Origin of the sequence: Clostridium tyrobutyricum, assembly GCF_019144085.1 — a bacterium.
Taxonomy (GTDB): Bacteria; Bacillota; Clostridia; order Clostridiales; family Clostridiaceae; genus Clostridium_B; species Clostridium_B tyrobutyricum_A.
Genome location: NZ_JAHHUY010000005.1, coordinates 76,604 through 92,204, shown reverse-complemented (window position 1 = coordinate 92,204; position 15,601 = coordinate 76,604). Strand labels below are relative to the sequence as shown.

General features: G+C 30.7%; 16 protein-coding genes. 4 read left to right on the top strand and 12 right to left on the bottom strand.

All coding sequences use genetic code 11. The annotated features are described in order from the left end of the window. Positions 1-113: 113 nt before the first annotated feature. Together KM800_RS03570 and KM800_RS03565 are read right to left on the bottom strand one after the other, a co-directional pair. The gene (locus KM800_RS03570; RefSeq protein ID WP_217811839.1) at positions 114-692 is read right to left on the bottom strand and encodes a flavodoxin family protein; all 579 of its coding nucleotides are present in this window, start codon (positions 690-692) and stop codon (positions 114-116) included. 269 nt (positions 693-961) lie between these two features. After that, positions 962-1,441: a MarR family transcriptional regulator gene (locus KM800_RS03565; protein ID WP_217811838.1), complete on the bottom strand. Its 480-nt coding sequence runs from the start codon at positions 1,439-1,441 to the stop codon at positions 962-964. A gap of 660 nt (positions 1,442-2,101) precedes the next feature. On the opposite strand from KM800_RS03565, the gene KM800_RS03560 reads away from it, so the two are divergent. Further along, positions 2,102-2,668, top strand: coding sequence for a TetR/AcrR family transcriptional regulator (locus tag KM800_RS03560; protein WP_217811837.1), 567 nt, complete (start codon positions 2,102-2,104; stop codon positions 2,666-2,668). A 75-nt stretch (positions 2,669-2,743) separates the two neighbouring features. Next, positions 2,744-4,153, top strand: coding sequence for a DHA2 family efflux MFS transporter permease subunit (locus KM800_RS03555; RefSeq protein WP_254906451.1), 1,410 nt, complete (start codon positions 2,744-2,746; stop codon positions 4,151-4,153). 136 nt (positions 4,154-4,289) lie between these two features. On the opposite strand, the gene KM800_RS03550 is transcribed toward KM800_RS03555, so the two are convergent. Beyond that, positions 4,290-4,778: a GNAT family N-acetyltransferase gene (locus tag KM800_RS03550; RefSeq protein ID WP_217811836.1), complete on the bottom strand. Its 489-nt coding sequence runs from the start codon at positions 4,776-4,778 to the stop codon at positions 4,290-4,292. Between the two features lie 304 nt (positions 4,779-5,082). Between KM800_RS03550 and KM800_RS03545 the strand changes: the two genes are divergently transcribed. Together KM800_RS03545 and KM800_RS03540 are read left to right on the top strand one after the other, a co-directional pair. Further along, positions 5,083-6,051, top strand: a complete 969-nt coding sequence (locus KM800_RS03545) for a glycerophosphodiester phosphodiesterase (RefSeq protein WP_254906450.1) — start codon at positions 5,083-5,085, stop codon at positions 6,049-6,051. A 112-nt stretch (positions 6,052-6,163) separates the two neighbouring features. Beyond that, positions 6,164-7,030 carry a TSUP family transporter gene (locus KM800_RS03540; protein WP_217811835.1) on the top strand — a complete coding sequence of 289 codons (867 nt, stop codon included), beginning with the start codon at positions 6,164-6,166 and terminating at the stop codon, positions 7,028-7,030. Positions 7,031-7,112: 82 nt separating this feature from the next. On the opposite strand, the gene smpB is transcribed toward KM800_RS03540, so the two are convergent. From smpB to eno, 9 genes are all read right to left on the bottom strand, one after another. After that, on the bottom strand, positions 7,113-7,583 hold the full coding sequence (gene smpB, locus KM800_RS03535; protein ID WP_217811834.1) for an SsrA-binding protein SmpB: 471 nt from the start codon (positions 7,581-7,583) through the stop codon (positions 7,113-7,115). A gap of 49 nt (positions 7,584-7,632) precedes the next feature. Next, positions 7,633-9,783 carry a ribonuclease R gene (gene rnr / locus KM800_RS03530; protein WP_217811833.1) on the bottom strand — a complete coding sequence of 717 codons (2,151 nt, stop codon included), beginning with the start codon at positions 9,781-9,783 and terminating at the stop codon, positions 7,633-7,635. A gap of 200 nt (positions 9,784-9,983) precedes the next feature. After that, on the bottom strand, positions 9,984-10,217 hold the full coding sequence (gene secG, locus KM800_RS03525; protein WP_217811832.1) for a preprotein translocase subunit SecG: 234 nt from the start codon (positions 10,215-10,217) through the stop codon (positions 9,984-9,986). A gap of 81 nt (positions 10,218-10,298) precedes the next feature. Then, a complete protein-coding gene (locus KM800_RS03520) occupies positions 10,299-12,152 on the bottom strand; it encodes an ATP-binding protein (protein WP_419195455.1) in 1,854 nt (617 codons plus the stop codon). A gap of 70 nt (positions 12,153-12,222) precedes the next feature. Then, positions 12,223-12,363 (bottom strand): cyclic lactone autoinducer peptide, encoded by a 141-nt coding sequence (locus KM800_RS03515; RefSeq protein WP_017753155.1) that lies wholly within the window; start codon positions 12,361-12,363, stop codon positions 12,223-12,225. Positions 12,364-12,411: 48 nt separating this feature from the next. Next, positions 12,412-12,864, bottom strand: coding sequence for a hypothetical protein (locus KM800_RS03510; RefSeq protein WP_217811830.1), 453 nt, complete (start codon positions 12,862-12,864; stop codon positions 12,412-12,414). 84 nt (positions 12,865-12,948) lie between these two features. Next, positions 12,949-13,614, bottom strand: coding sequence for an accessory gene regulator ArgB-like protein (locus KM800_RS03505; RefSeq protein WP_217811829.1), 666 nt, complete (start codon positions 13,612-13,614; stop codon positions 12,949-12,951). Then, positions 13,586-14,080 carry a hypothetical protein gene (locus tag KM800_RS03500; RefSeq protein WP_217811828.1) on the bottom strand — a complete coding sequence of 165 codons (495 nt, stop codon included), beginning with the start codon at positions 14,078-14,080 and terminating at the stop codon, positions 13,586-13,588. The genes KM800_RS03505 and KM800_RS03500 overlap by 29 nt, the downstream gene beginning before the upstream one ends. A gap of 207 nt (positions 14,081-14,287) precedes the next feature. After that, complete coding sequence (eno, locus tag KM800_RS03495; RefSeq protein WP_217811827.1) at positions 14,288-15,583, bottom strand: phosphopyruvate hydratase; 1,296 nt, start codon at positions 15,581-15,583, stop codon at positions 14,288-14,290. Positions 15,584-15,601: the final 18 nt, after the last annotated feature.

The window sequence follows — 15,601 nt, the reverse complement described above, 5'->3', positions numbered from 1 at the left end:
CTATCAGAGATCTATGTCAATAAAGCAGACAGAACTGTGACTACGGTGAACTTACACTGTTTACTATTCATATCTTCTTTCTATTTTAATAGATTATTGTTTTCTCCTCCATATTATTTCCGACATCCTTCCAAAACCAACACTGATCCAAAATCTTTCAGTCTAGTACACAGATCTTCTCTTTCATGCACCGGCCCATTTCTCAAACCTGTAACAACAGGTACATCTTCGGCATCAAATTCCAGTACCTCAAACATGTGTTTCGTATAATCAATATAAGATTTGAACAGCCCGGCATCAGGATTACCTTGATTAAACGAAAGAATCAGCTTTTGTTTCACGGCATTTTCTTTGAAAAACGGAGAGAATCGCGGGGAAAATCGTGCAAACAGCCTGTCGGTAAATATCTTTCCCTGGGCACTCATCTGACCCATGTAAATCGGTGAGCCTAAAACAATGGCATCTGCATACTCAAGTGCGTCATAAATTTTCTGCATATCGTCGTTGATAACACAACCATGATTGCCGTTGTGGCAAGCCCAACAGCCACAGCATGGTTTGATATCAAGATCACTGAAACTGAAAGTACTCGTTTCAGCACCCTTTTCCTTTGCACCTTCGAGTATTTTATTTACAATAAAGGCAGTATTGCCTTCTTTATGCTGACTTGCGATAATTCCAATGATATTCATGCTTTTTCCTCCTTGCATATCGTTTTTGTTTCCCGTTTATTATGCGGATTGTGTGTTCATTATACGATCTTCTCTCGTAATGACATTTTTGTTTCCCTGTCAACATAATTACTCTATCATCTTATTGTTTCCTTGTCAATATTAATGTTGAGTAGGAAACAATAAAGTTCGCAGATTTAAAGTCGAATAAAAATGCAGCCCATCCTCAATAAGAGAGGGCTGCCAGCAATTTCATATTCCTTAATATGTTTCAAGGAGAGTCTTTGAAACTATAGGTTATCAGATTTCATATCTACACCCAGTTTCTTTATTTCCGTGTCCAAATGCATATTATACTTTTTCGCGAAGCCTAGTACAACATCAAGCTGTTCCTCGGTTACCTGTTCAAAAAAGGGCTGATCTCTATCCTTAAACTCTCTGTGCATTTCCTCATGGATATTGTAAATTATTTTTCCTTGCTCTGTGAGTTCAAAATAGACTTCTTTATTGTTATTCGGCTTCTGATAACTTTCTATAAGCCCTTTTTTCACGAGTTTCTTAGTTAGTTTACTTATGGCACCTCTGGTCATGCCAAAAGACTCCGCCAGCTTTGTCACATTGGAATCTTCATCTTCTCCGATATAAGCAATACAATGTATTTCAGAAGGATTATAACCCTTAAGCCTATCTTTCATTTTAAAGCTATCAAGCCCTATTCTCTTTTTAAATATGTCCCATAAACCCCTCATGACCTGTTCTTCTTTGCTCATTGCTTGTCCTCCAATATATTAAAACTTAATCGTATTATATAACCATTTGGTTTCCCAGTCAACAATAGCAAGACAATTAGATGTATAAACAATACATAAAAATAAGCCTCAGAAATAATTATCTGAGACACTCAACCAAAAATTTAATATTTTGGTGAACAATATATTGAGGTATATGTTTTTACTATACACTTATGTTATTAACTTTATATTAAATATGTGTTAATACTCTTGTTGTTAAGAATTTCATGCATAAAAACAAGCACCCTAAATGACGGATGCTCATTTTGTAATATGTTGTTGGGGGAACAACAATTATTTGTATCTAATGGCGGTTGCACTTAAGTTTAGTGTGCCCTGCAACCACAGGCACCAGTTTGGTAATTACCATTACTTTTGTTCATTTATGTAAAAGCATTATTTCCATTTTCTCTAAGGTATTTCCTTAGGACACTTATTATTCTATATGGTTTTTGTTACGGCTTAATGTCATATTGGTTAAGTATCTGTAAACAATTTATACCATTTTATGAATAATGTTAAAAGACACCTGGATAACCAGGTGTTTAATGTAAAATATATTGACATAAATATAGAATAGTAATAATCTAATTATATAGACCAATCATTATAATTTTGTTTGTCGAAAGGACATAAATTATGAATTCTAAAAATAACTCAAGAGAAAAAATACTTAATACTGCAACTAAGCTTTTCCAAATTAATGGATTTAGTGCTACTGGACTAAATGAAATTTTAAAAGAGAGTAAATCTCCTAAAGGATCTCTTTACTATTATTTTCCTGATGGTAAAGAACAATTAGCATTAGAAGCAATTCAACTGGCAAGCAAGTCTATAATAGAAAGATTAGGTATTACTTTAAGTAAATATTCAGATCCAATTGAAGCTATAAAATATTTAATAAGCAATATAATAAATGATTTGAAAGAAGAAAACAAACTTCAAAATATCTCGATAAGTTTGATAGCCTTAGAAACATATTCTTCAAATGAACGTTTAAGAAAAGTTTGTAAAGATGCATTCACAGCGTTAAGTAACGTATATACCCATAAATTGATTGAAAGCGGGTTTTCAAAACAAAGGGCTGAAGAATTGGGCATGACTATTGAAATAATGATTGAAGGAGCTATTACTATTTGTGTTACAAGAAAGGATACTGTTCCACTCTCAATAATCAGTAATACTATAGAGGCTTTGCTAAGTTAAAATTTATATTCTCTTGAGTGGTTTTTTAATCATTATATACAGACTGGTCTAAATATTAAAAGGAGATTAACATATATGATTCAACAAGAAAACTACCTACAATCAAAAAAATACAATACAAAAATTATAATGTTCACATTACTCTTAGGGAGTTTTATAGCACTTTTTAATGAAACAATATTAAACGTAGCTTTCCCAAAACTAATGATAGAAATGAATGTAGGTACTACAACAGTGCAATGGCTTACTACCGGTTATGTATTGGTAATTGCCATTTTAATGCCTGTTACAGCATTCCTTATGAATACTTATACAACTAAAAAATTATTTATGACAGCTATTACTTTATTCTTAATTGGAACTATATGTGCATTTTTTTCTACATCATTTCCATTGCTATTGGTATCTAGAATTATACAGGCACTTGGTACAAGCATGTTAATACCAATTTTAATGAATACCGCTCTTATAATAAATCCACCGGAAAAACGTGGGGCAGTAATGGGTGCATGCGTTTGTGTAATATCATTAGGACCTGCATTCGGTCCCACTTTTTCAGGAATATTGCTGCAATATTTTTCATGGCATTTACTATTTTTAATTCTAATTCCAATTTTAGTGTTATGCTTGATTTTAGGACATCTATTCCTTGAAAATGTAAATACAATAACCAAGCCTAAAATAGATTACCTGTCTATTTTATTATCAGCTATAGGCATTGGATGTATTATATACTCCATAAGTTCCACATCCAATACAGATATAGTTGCTATTTCAGCAATATTTATAATTGGTATAATATCCACACTACTTTTTTGCAAGCGGCAGACATCGTTGAAACAACCAATGCTCCAAATAAAATCATTTAAACATCCTGTATTTACAAGAAGTGTATTATTGATAATTATTATTCAAATGCTTCAATTCTCAATGAATATAATACTGCCTATGCTTTTTGAAAATGGATTTAAAGCATCAACTTTGATAACTGGAATTATTTTATTGCCTGCAACTCTTTTATATTCATTTTTATCACCTATATCGGGAAAATTATATGACAATATAGGAGGAAAAATAATAATTCCTTGCGGGGTTTTATTGGCATGTATCTCAATTTTTATATTATCTAGCATTACAAAGTCAAATTCCATTTTTACAGCTGTTATTTTATATTGCTTGATATGCATGGGCACATCCATGGTTGCATCCAATACACAGACAACTGCACTTAATCAGCTGCCAAATAAATTAAGGGTAGATGGAATAGCAATCATAAATACCCTTATGCAAATAGCTGGCTGTCTGGGATCTGCTTTGTTTTTAGGAATTATGTCCACTTATGAAAATAACTATTTAACAGCCAACCAAAATAAAATAGATTCTGCATTCTATGGATTTGGTTATTCCATTAAATTTGGTGGCATTATATTCATAATTGGATTTATATTGTCATTAACCTTAAAATATAATACTGAAAATAAATAGCATTAATTATAAGAAAAATGAGTAATGGGGGCAAGATTGCCCTCATATTATCATTACATTCTAACAAATACTGATTAAATCATTTTGGTTAGGTTATGTAGAAGACTGTTATAACGTCAAAAGTTTAAAATTAAAATTATATTAATGAAATATAATATAATTTTATATCTGTATACCTTCCATCACCAAGCAAGTAACCATCAGGAATACTACCAATAGGATTAAATCCTATCTTTTCATACAGATGAATCGCACTTTGATTTGTACTTACAACAGCGTTAAACTGAAGAATGGAAAAATTCAATTTCCTTGCCTTGTCCATAGAATGGCGCACCAACTTTTCTCCAATATGCCCTCCCCTATAATTTACACCAACAGCATATGAAGCATTTGCAATATGACTACAACGTCCAATATTATTGGGGTGTAAAATATACAATCCCAAAACTTGATCATCACAAACAGCAACTGCTGTAAATGACTGAGATGCAAAAAATATTTCTGCCTCCTTTTCACTCATTTTTTCTATTTGAGGAAATGCTTTTGCTTCTTCAACTACATTATTCCAAATTCTCGTAATGTATGGTATATCTTTATCAATATATTTACGTATTGTAATTTTCATCTTTGGCATTCCTTTCTTCATCAGAACTATTGAATATTAAAATTTACAAGAGATACTATATTAAATAAATTATATCATCATATTTCAAGAATAACATTGAATGTGATATATATAACAATGGTTACTAAAAGAATCATGTTAATATACTCCCATTTTTACCTATAATCATTAAATTTTTAGTCAATGTCACAGTTTTGTAAACAAATGAGTCGTATAAGTAATATTTTTGTAAATAAAACATGTAATTTCTAATATATAATAGACTTAATATCCAATAATTGCTTACAACAACTACTTATATAATATGGAGGATGATATTATTTATAAAATTATAATACTATTATTTATTAATCTGATCATTTCACCAATAGCTACTCCAAATTTAAGCTACAATAATAATAAAAATACTTCAAAAAGTTTATACAATACAACAACAAAAGTATCTACCATAAGTAAAAGTCCCAAAGCCGTTAATCTAAAATATACATCATCAAAACCAGTTTATACTTCTGTAAATCTAAATTTTAACAAACCAGTTATAATAGCTCACCGTGCTGCAAGCGGTGTTGCCCCTGAAAATTCTATTCCTGCAATTGATGAAGCGGCAAAAATTGGATACTGGGGTGTAGAACTAGATGTTTGTTCATCATCTGACGGAGTTTTATACTTGCTCCACGATGGTACACTTGATAGGACTACTAATGGTCATGGTCCAATATCATCAAAAACTTCCAAGGAAATAGACAAGCTTGTGATCAATACGGGTGCAAATATATCTAATTATCCTAATTTAAAATTGCCTAGATTTGAAGATGCACTATTAGAATGTAAAAAATATAACCTTACACCAGTATTCGATATAAAACTTCTTAGTAATAAAACTAGAGATTTAAATACAATGTTAAGAATTATAAACAAGCATCAATACAGCCGTAAATTATTAATTCATGCATTTAATTATAAGGATCTAGAGTATCTTCGTCAAAAAAACAAAAGACTTATTTTGATGCCAATGGTAAACCCAAATAAAAAACTTTATGGCTATAGATATATAAAATCATTTAAATCTACTGAACTAGATTGTAACATTGACTACTTAAACAAAGGCCTTATAGAAAAAGCCCATAAAGATGGACTAAAAGTATTCTGCTGGACAATTGATAATCCTAGAGAACTTAATAGGGCATTAAATCTAGGTGTAGATTTCATATACTCTGATAAATTCAATCCCAAGGACATAAATACATATTATAGACCTAAAACAATAAGATAAATAAAAAATTCCAGTTTTAAAATTAAACTGGAATTTTTTATTTATAAAGGATTTTTAAAATTATTGTCGAATATATTTATTTGGTTTTATTACATCGGAAGGAATGTGAGCAATGGTCAGAATTTTATTAATTATACTCGTTGTCTTTGCACTATATTTTTTACTTGTATTCTTCAAAGACTATGTACCCAGATTAAAAAATAAAGAAATAGACAATAAAAAATTTTTTATATTTGGAATAACAGGTTTTATAGCAAATTTTTTCGATACTCTTGGAATAGGGAGTTTTGCAATTTTAACTACACTTTTAAAAAATCTCAAACTTACTGAAGACAGACTAATACCAGGTACACTAAATGTAGCTTGTACTATACCTGTAGTAGTTGAATCACTTATATTTATAACTATAGTTAAAGTAAACGTATTTACTTTGGTATCCATGATTATATCAGCTACAATTGGTGCTATTTTAGGAGCTTCATTTATATCAAAATTAGATGAAAGGAAAATTCAGATAGGAATGGGTATAGCTCTTGTAATAGTAGCATTCATAATGTTTGCAGGACAGATAAATTTAATGCCCTCCGGAGGAAATGCTACTGAATTAACTGGAATACGTATGGTTATAGGTTTAATAGGGAACTTCATATTTGGAGCTCTCATGACTATTGGCATAGGGATTTATGCTCCCTGCATGGCATTGGTATTTGCCCTTGGTATGAGCCCGAGAGTGGCATTTCCCGTCATGATGGGTTCATGTGCATTTTTAGAAATCGCTGCTTCAATAAAATTTGTAAAAGAAAGATCTTATGATATAAGGGTCCCAATTCCAACTATGATATTTGGAAGTATTGGTGTTTTATTTGCTGTATATATAGTTAAAAATTTGCCTATAGTAATATTGAAATGGGTACTTATAATAGTTATAATGTACACTTCTATAATAATGTTCAGATCTTCAAAACATAAACACAAATAAATCTATATAACAATATCTAACCTTGATATAAAATTATATTAAGGTTAGATATTATATGATTAATATATATTTATCTCTTCAGTTATCTATATCTTTCTTTCATTTGCCTGTCTATATCCCTCTTGGCTTCCTTTTCCATAAGAGAATTTCTCTTGTCATAATCTCTTTTACCTTTGGCAACTGCCAAATTTACTTTTACACGTCCATGCTTAAGATAAAGAGACATCGGAACTAGAGTATACCCCTTTTGAGCTGTATATCCAAAAAGTTTTGATATTTCAGATTTATGAAGTAATAATTTTCTTGTCCTCAAAGGATCCTTGTTAAAAATATTTCCCTTTTCATAGGGGCTTATATGCATATTTTTCACATATATTTCACCATTTATTATGTCTGCATAACTATCCTTCAAATTTGCCTTTCCTTCTCTTATTGACTTTACTTCTGTTCCTACAAGTTCAATTCCAGCCTCCATTGATTCCTCAATAAAATAATCATGTCTTGCCTTTCTATTTTCAGCCAGAGTACTCCTCCCAGTCTTCTTTTTAGTCAACTATATTCACCCCTTTTATAAATTTCAAAGTTTCTTTAAATATAAAAGTTTAAATTTGATCTTTGATATTTTTTTCATCAAGCTTTTTCTCGTCCTTAATCATTTCAAAATAAATCTCATGGGAAGCCATATCAACTTTAAGCACCTTTACTCTAACTTCATCTCCCAGTTTGTAGATATTCCTTGTCTTTTCTCCTACAAGTGACAAATGCCTGTCATCATATATGTAATAGTCATCAGTCATAGTACTTAGATGAACCAGTCCCTCAACTGTATTTTCAAGTTCCACGAACATTCCGAAATTAGTAACAGAGGATACTATACCGTTATATTCTTCTCCTATTCTCTTACTCATGTATTCAGCCTTTTTCAAGTCATCTACTTCTCTTTCAGCATCCTGTGCCACTCTCTCCATTTCTGAAGATTGCTTTGAAGCATATTCAACTTTTACATTCAATCTCTTTACTTCTTTTTCATCAAGTTTACCATTTATGAGTTCCTTGATTATCCTATGTATGATTAAATCCGGATATCTTCTTATTGGAGATGTAAAATGACAGTAATATCTGGCCGCCAGACCAAAATGTCCTATACATTTAGGAGAATACCTGGCCTGTTTCATAGATCTTAAAAGAAGTGTACTGACTACTGTCTCTTCCTTTTTCCCCTTTACTTTTTCTATAATCTCCTGAAGTGCCTTTGGATGAACTTCCTGGCCCCACTTTATAGTGTATCCCAAGTTGTGTACAAACTCATTGAAATACATCAATTTTTCTTCATCTGGATCTTCATGTATTCTATATACAAAAGGCATATTGCTCCAGAACATATGCTCAGCTATAGTTTCATTGCATACAAGCATAAATTCCTCTATTATACGATTTGAAATTCCTCTTTCGTAAGGCTTTATTTCTACAGGTTTGCCCAGATCGTCAAGTATTATACTGCATTCTTGAAAATCAAAGTCTACAGCTCCCCTAAGTATTCTCTTCTTATACAATATGTCGGCAAGTTTTCCCATAAGCTGGAATGTACCTGTCAGATAACTATATCTGCTTATTACCTTGTCGTCTTCACCTTTTAATATCTTGGTAACATCTGTATATGTCATTCTTTCACTTGTTCTTATTATGCTCTCAACAATTTTATGGTCTACTACCTTGCCCGTATCATCGATTTCCATAAAACAGCTTAAAGTAAGTCTATCAACTTTAGGATTCAAACTGCATATTCCATTCGACAATTTTTTAGGAAGCATAGGTATGACTCTGTCTATTAAATATACAGAAGTTGCCCTCTTGAGTGCTTCTTTATCCAAAGGACTTCTATCTGTTACATAGTTGGAAACATCTGCTATGTGAACTCCTAAATGGAAATTACCATTTGGAAGCTTTTCAATAGATATGGCGTCATCCAGATCCTTTGCATCTTCACCATCTATTGTAACTATTGTAAGATCCCTTAAATCTTCTCTTCTTTCATATTCCTCTTCTGGAATTTCATTTGGGATATTATCTGCATAGCTTTCAACTTTTTCAGGGAACTCTTCAGGAAGACCATTCTTTTTGATTATAGTCAATATATCTATTCCCTTTTCAGTTTTCTTTCCAAGTACATTTATTACCTTTCCTTCTGGATTTCTTCTTCCATCAGGCCACTGGACTATCTCCACAATGACTACTTCTCCGGTTTTTGCCCCTTTTTTGCAATTCTTAGGTATAAATATATCCTGATATATTCTCTTTTCTTCCGGTACTACAAATCCAAAATTTCTGCTATCCTCATAAATACCTATAATAGTCTTGTTAGCCCTTTCAAGTATCCTTATTATTTCGCCTTCACATTTTTTTCCGCTGTTTTCTTCTTTTAAAACTCTTACCATTACCTTATCTTTGTTCATGGCACCATTTACACCGGAAATAGGTACAAATATGTCAGTTCCCTCTTCAGGAATTACAAATCCATAGCCTTTCTGATGTCCCTGAAACTTTCCAACTACAAGTCCCATTCTCTCAGGTACCCCGTATCTATTGGTTCTGGTCTTAACTACCTGTCCGTCCTTTTCCATGTTTCTAAGTATCTTCTTGAATTCCTTTTTTTCATCTTTTTTTATATCGAAAATTTTTTCCAATTCTTTTATATCTGTAGGCTTATATGCCTTTTCTCTCATAAAATTTAAAATTGATTCCGTTATATTCATATATTCACCACCTTCTATTATGTTGGTACAATTTCACTAAAAATATTCAATATTTATATAAATATATCCACTATTTACATTATACTTCTGAACTTAATGCTAGTATATAATTTTTTAAAAGTAATTCTCAACTCAGAAAAAATAATTATATAAAAAAATGAATACCTCAGAATCTAAACTCTGCTGTATTCACGGTATACCTACTTTATTAAATACTGAATTATACATAACACTGCAAAAATTATAGCTAAAACCACAGTCAATCTTGAAAGCATGGCTTCTGAAGTTCTTGATTTATTTTTAGAATAAAAACTCTCTCCAGCACCACCTGATATGAATCCGCTTAATCCATTGGTCTTTCCAGGCTGTACCAATACTACAGCTATTAAAAGTACTGCTATTATAACTTGCACTACTAAAACAAAAGTATGCACAAAATCGCCCTCCTAATTATCAACTAACAACGCTATTGACATAACATATATTTTATCATATATATTGCCTAATTTCAATTTCTAAAAGTATATATCTGAGAATTCCATATTTATCTTGTTTAAACTGCTATCACTATCAATTGCTATTTCATCATGATTTTCAGATACATTTTTAACAGGCAAATTTACTATAAATTCACTTCCAACTCCCAGCTTGCTTTTCACATCTATAGTTCCTCCATGCAATTCTATAAATGATTTTACAAGATAGAGGCCTATGCCGCTTCCCTCGCATGGCCTTCTAAGACTTTTATTAACCTGCCCGAATCTTTCAAATATCAATTTGATCTTATCTTGAGGAATACCTATACCTGTATCTTTAAATTTAATTAGAACATGATCATCTTCATCTACTATATTTACAAATATCTTACCGCCTTTATCAGTAAATTTTATTGAATTAGAAAGAAGATTCAATACTATTCTTTCCATTTTGTCTGTATCTATAGCTACTATCTTTTCTTCAGTATCAGTATCAAAAATCAATTGTATACCCTTTTCATCCAAATAAGGAACTATGGATTGTGTTATATTCTCTACAAAGCTTACAATGTTGCTATTATGTAGACTAAGTTTTAAAAATCCAGAGTTGAGTTTTGTAACATCAAGTAGATTTTCTATAAGCCTCATAAGCCTGTAACAATTTTGCTTAACTATTTGCAAATATTTCTTTTCCTTTACTGCATAGTTTTTTGAAGTTAAATTATCATTCATATCCAATACCTGAACAGCTGAGAAAATAACATTAAGGGGTGTTTTTAGTTCATGGGAAACATTTGACAGGAATTCTGTAATGAGCTTGTTTAACTCCCTGCTTTCATTTAATAACTTAATGCTTTTTTGAACATCTTTTTCAAGCTTTTGAATTTGTTTTTCCGAGCTAATATCATGTATTCTGGTAAGTATAGTAGGCTTGCCTTCATATGTAAAATATGTTGAGGTATTTCTTATTGAAAGCATATTGCCATTAATGCCCACTATTTCCTGATCGAAGGTATAATTAATCTTCTTCTTATTATATATCTTATTATATATTTCGTTTACCAATTCTCTATTATCCTTTGGTATTATATCATCCATACTTATATCTTTAATACTATTATATTGAGATATCCCTATAATTTTAGCTGCACTTTCATTTAAAAATATAATTTTTCCAGATCTATGCACAATAATTGAATCTCTTGAATTTTCTATCAACAGATTATAACAGGCCTTGTTTTTCAATATCATATCTTCTATTCTTTTTCGCTTAATATCTTGAATATTTATTTTGCTATTTAAATTTTCAAGTTCAATATTTTTTTTCCTAATACTATCATCTTCGATCTCCACATAGTGGCCTAATGGCCAGGCTGTAAGCACATATACTGCAGCTACAATCAGATCATTTTGGAATTGGAAGTTAACCCCAGAACTTGAAACTGGAACATATATCAAGTCTATGACTAGTACTGATACTGCTGACACCAAGGCTGTAATCATTCCATGTTTTATTCCAAGCTGAAGAGTGGCTGTAATAATTATGAACAAAAACATGAATTTATATTCAGATACATTGGACCTGCACATTATATCCAATACAGAATACAATGCTATAAAGATAAAGTTTTCAACTATCTCTATGATTCTGGTATTTCTGAAATTAAGTATTTTTACAGAAAAAAAAGACCATGCAATATATATTAAAATTATGGAACAAATCAGTACTTGAACTGTAAGTACATTGGGAAATGCACTATTCATATTTACATCTATGGTCTTTGTAGAAATTCTATTATAGACTATAATATAGCAGAACAATAGGGAAACCAATTTTACAATGGATATAATATTGTATATCTTCTTTCGTTTCATATCCTCCAAATATCTCATATAATTACACATCCATATCTTAAAATTTATAAGAAGTATAGGAATACCTCCTATACTTCACTCCATGATATTATTTCTTATGTCTCATGCATTCAGGTTCTTTAGGCTGATATGCACCAAGAAGACAAGCTGAATTGTGTGTTGAAAATGCTACATGGATAAATGTCTTCTTACCTAACTTAGCTATAGCTTTTTTAATTGAAATTTTCATAGTATATCATCTCCAAAATTTTATATTAAAATATTAAAATAAATTATTTTATCTTTTCCTGTAAAGTACTTTATAACAAATTATTATACCTATAAAGAATAAAATCATAGATGGCATAAAATATATGTTCTTAAACAAATCATCATTTAATATTGTATTTACATTTTGCCCAAATATATGATTTAAAGTTATAAAATTTAACTGTTCACTTAATGAAAGCATTGCCATTAAAAGCAGTGAATATGCAATACTTTTAGTAAATGGAATACTATTTATCTTTATACATATTGCTACAAATACAAGAATATTTAAAATAGTGTGAATTCCAAACTGTATTGGAAGCAATCTTATACAATATATAGCAAGAGCAAAAATAACAGTACTTGCAATTATACGATTTCTGTCAAGCTTTTTATGACAGAACAAATATGCAGCAAAAGCAAACAAAAAAGATTCTGGAATTACTCTCAATAATAAATCTAATAAAGATATTTTAAGCATGAATCTATCTCCCCTATTATTAGAATATATTATCATTGTACTATTGTTCTGCATAAAAATAAATAATCAGACAGCAAACAAGTTTTATGTATTAATTTGTCTTATATACAGATTTTTCATTAACAAATCTATTTTATATAAACTTCTATAACCTATAGGTGTAAGAGTAAATGACTGCCATATAACTCCCATATATATGCATACTGCCAAATTTAATAACATAATACTATTATATTTAAAATAGAACATCATAAGTACTATATCAATTACGACTAGTCCACATACAATTAAAATAGAATTCCTCTTTAGTCTATATATCATATTCTTATCTGAAATAGGCTTGGATTCAGTGTCTGCGGGTGCAAACTTAAATACAAGACAAAATGAAATTATGAAACATAAAACTCCTATGGATACTATGAGTGCAATATTAAAATTTACAAATATATTTTTTATGACAAGTCCAAAAGATGTTGAAATAAATGTAGTAATTATCATACATCTTGATGGTGCAGTTGCATGCTGCCCCCCTGAATACTTTCTAAGAGCAGCTATTGTGCATACTACCAAAAGAGATTGAGGAAGTACATGAAATATGGTTCCAAATAAAACAATCCAAAAAAAGCTTAATATTGTCTGTAAGGTACAAAATGCTCCATAACATATTATATCCTTTTCATCATCGTTCACATTTAAAATTGAAGCTATTTTTATAGCTATCCTATTTGATGCCTGTTCTACCAATGACATCAAAATTACCTCCTCTTTTGTGTCTGCAAAATAAATTATTATATGAAAATATACCAACTATAAAGAGTATAAGTGACGGTGCAAAATATATATTTTTGTGAATATCATTTTTAATTACCATACTAAAACTTTCTTCACATAATATGTTTACAACAACTATATTTAACAATTCGCTTGTAGAAAGCATGGCCATTAGCACTAATGCATATTCTATACCTCTTTTATATTCAATTTTATTCACATTAATTAACAGAATTATATAAACTGTCATATTTAAAATTATATGAACTCCAAACTGTATTGGAAGCAATCTTATAAGATATATGCTAAGAGCCATAATAACACTGCTCTTGATTATTGAATTTATAGCAAATTTTTTATGAGAAAATATATAACTTGAAATAACAAATAAAAACGACTCTGGTGTAGCTCTTAACAATAGATCCAATAAAGTTATCTTAAGCATACTAAAATTACCTTCCCCAATATTAGACACATTATTCAATAATATTACATAAATATTAAAAATTATAATTTTTAATATATTATTACTTATAATATACTAATTATACCACTTTATTATGAAAAAGGAAGTCCATTTTTAAAAATTCTTATTTTTTCAACAAAAAAAAGAACCTGGCACATGATAATACCAGATTCCAAAATAAATTGCCTATTTTTTTAAATTATAAAATGCATTCAATCCTCTGAACTCAGCAGCTTCACCAAGTTCTTCCTCTATTCTCAAAAGTTGATTGTATTTGGCAACTCTTTCTGTTCTTGCAGGTGCACCAGTTTTTATCTGACCTGCATTTACACCTACAACCAAATCAGCTATAGTAGTATCTTCAGTTTCTCCTGATCTATGGGAAACTACTGCAGTATATCCTGCTCTTTCTGCCATTTCTATAGAATTTAATGTTTCAGTAAGAGTTCCTATCTGATTTAATTTTATAAGTATGGAATTTGCTACTCCAAGATCAATTCCCTTTTTAAGTCTTGTTGTATTTGTTACGAACAGATCGTCACCTACAAGCTGAATCTTGTTTCCAAGTTTTTCAGTTAAGACTTTCCATCCATCCCAATCCTCTTCAGCCATTCCATCCTCAAGAGAAATTATAGGATATTTGTTTGCCAAATCCACATAGAAATCCACCATCTGTTCAGGAGTTAAAACTTTTCCTTCTCCCTTTAGATTGTATTTTCCATCTTCATAGAATTCCGATGAAGCTGGATCAAGTGCTATATATATATCTTTTCCAGGTTTATATCCTGCTTTTTCTATAGCCTCTACAATTATCTGTATAGCTTCTTCGTTGGACTTTAAGTTTGGAGCAAATCCTCCCTCATCACCAACACCTGTGTCATAACCTTTTGATTTTAAAAGTGACTTTAATGTATGATAAACTTCAGTACTCATTCTTATAGCTTCATTAAAACTAGGAGCTCCAGCCGGCATTATCATAAATTCCTGTAAATCCACATTGTTGTCAGCATGTTTTCCTCCATTTAATATGTTCATCATAGGAACTGGAAGAACCTTGCCATTAACTCCGCCTATATATTGATATATGCTGAGTCCAAGATACTGTGCTGCCGCTCTTGCGCAAGCAAGTGATACTCCAAGAGTTGCATTGGCACCCAATTTTGCCTTGTTGTCTGTACCATCTAGCTCTATCATAGTTTTATCAATTAATATCTGGTCGAATATATTCATTCCTATTAATTCTTCTGCTATGATGTTATTTACATTGTCAACGGCTTTAGTAACACCTTTTCCTTGATACACGTCTTTGTCTTCATCTCTGAGTTCAACAGCTTCAAAAGCTCCTGTTGATGCTCCTGATGGTACTCCAGCTCTTCCAACAGTTCCATCTTCTAAGGTAACTTCCACCTCTACTGTAGGATTTGCTCTTGAATCAAGAATTTGTCTTGCACTTACATCTACAATTTCTACATAATTTTTCATAAATACCACCGCTAAATA

Coding starts and splice junctions, on each gene's coding strand:
- KM800_RS03570 (WP_217811839.1), bottom strand. CDS start 692: ATGAATATCATTGGAATTATCGCAAGTCAGCATAAAGAAGGCAATACT.
- KM800_RS03565 (WP_217811838.1), bottom strand. CDS start 1,441: ATGAGCAAAGAAGAACAGGTCATGAGGGGTTTATGGGACATATTTAAA.
- KM800_RS03560 (WP_217811837.1), top strand. CDS start 2,102: ATGAATTCTAAAAATAACTCAAGAGAAAAAATACTTAATACTGCAACT.
- KM800_RS03555 (WP_254906451.1), top strand. CDS start 2,744: ATGATTCAACAAGAAAACTACCTACAATCAAAAAAATACAATACAAAA.
- KM800_RS03550 (WP_217811836.1), bottom strand. CDS start 4,778: ATGAAAATTACAATACGTAAATATATTGATAAAGATATACCATACATT.
- KM800_RS03545 (WP_254906450.1), top strand. CDS start 5,083: ATGGAGGATGATATTATTTATAAAATTATAATACTATTATTTATTAAT.
- KM800_RS03540 (WP_217811835.1), top strand. CDS start 6,164: ATGGTCAGAATTTTATTAATTATACTCGTTGTCTTTGCACTATATTTT.
- rnr (WP_217811833.1), bottom strand. CDS start 9,783: ATGAATATAACGGAATCAATTTTAAATTTTATGAGAGAAAAGGCATAT.
- KM800_RS03520 (WP_419195455.1), bottom strand. CDS start 12,152: ATGAGATATTTGGAGGATATGAAACGAAAGAAGATATACAATATTATA.
- KM800_RS03515 (WP_017753155.1), bottom strand. CDS start 12,363: ATGAAAATTTCAATTAAAAAAGCTATAGCTAAGTTAGGTAAGAAGACA.
- KM800_RS03510 (WP_217811830.1), bottom strand. CDS start 12,864: ATGCTTAAAATATCTTTATTAGATTTATTATTGAGAGTAATTCCAGAA.
- KM800_RS03505 (WP_217811829.1), bottom strand. CDS start 13,614: ATGTCATTGGTAGAACAGGCATCAAATAGGATAGCTATAAAAATAGCT.
- KM800_RS03500 (WP_217811828.1), bottom strand. CDS start 14,080: ATGCTTAAGATAACTTTATTGGATCTATTGTTAAGAGCTACACCAGAG.
- eno (WP_217811827.1), bottom strand. CDS start 15,583: ATGAAAAATTATGTAGAAATTGTAGATGTAAGTGCAAGACAAATTCTT.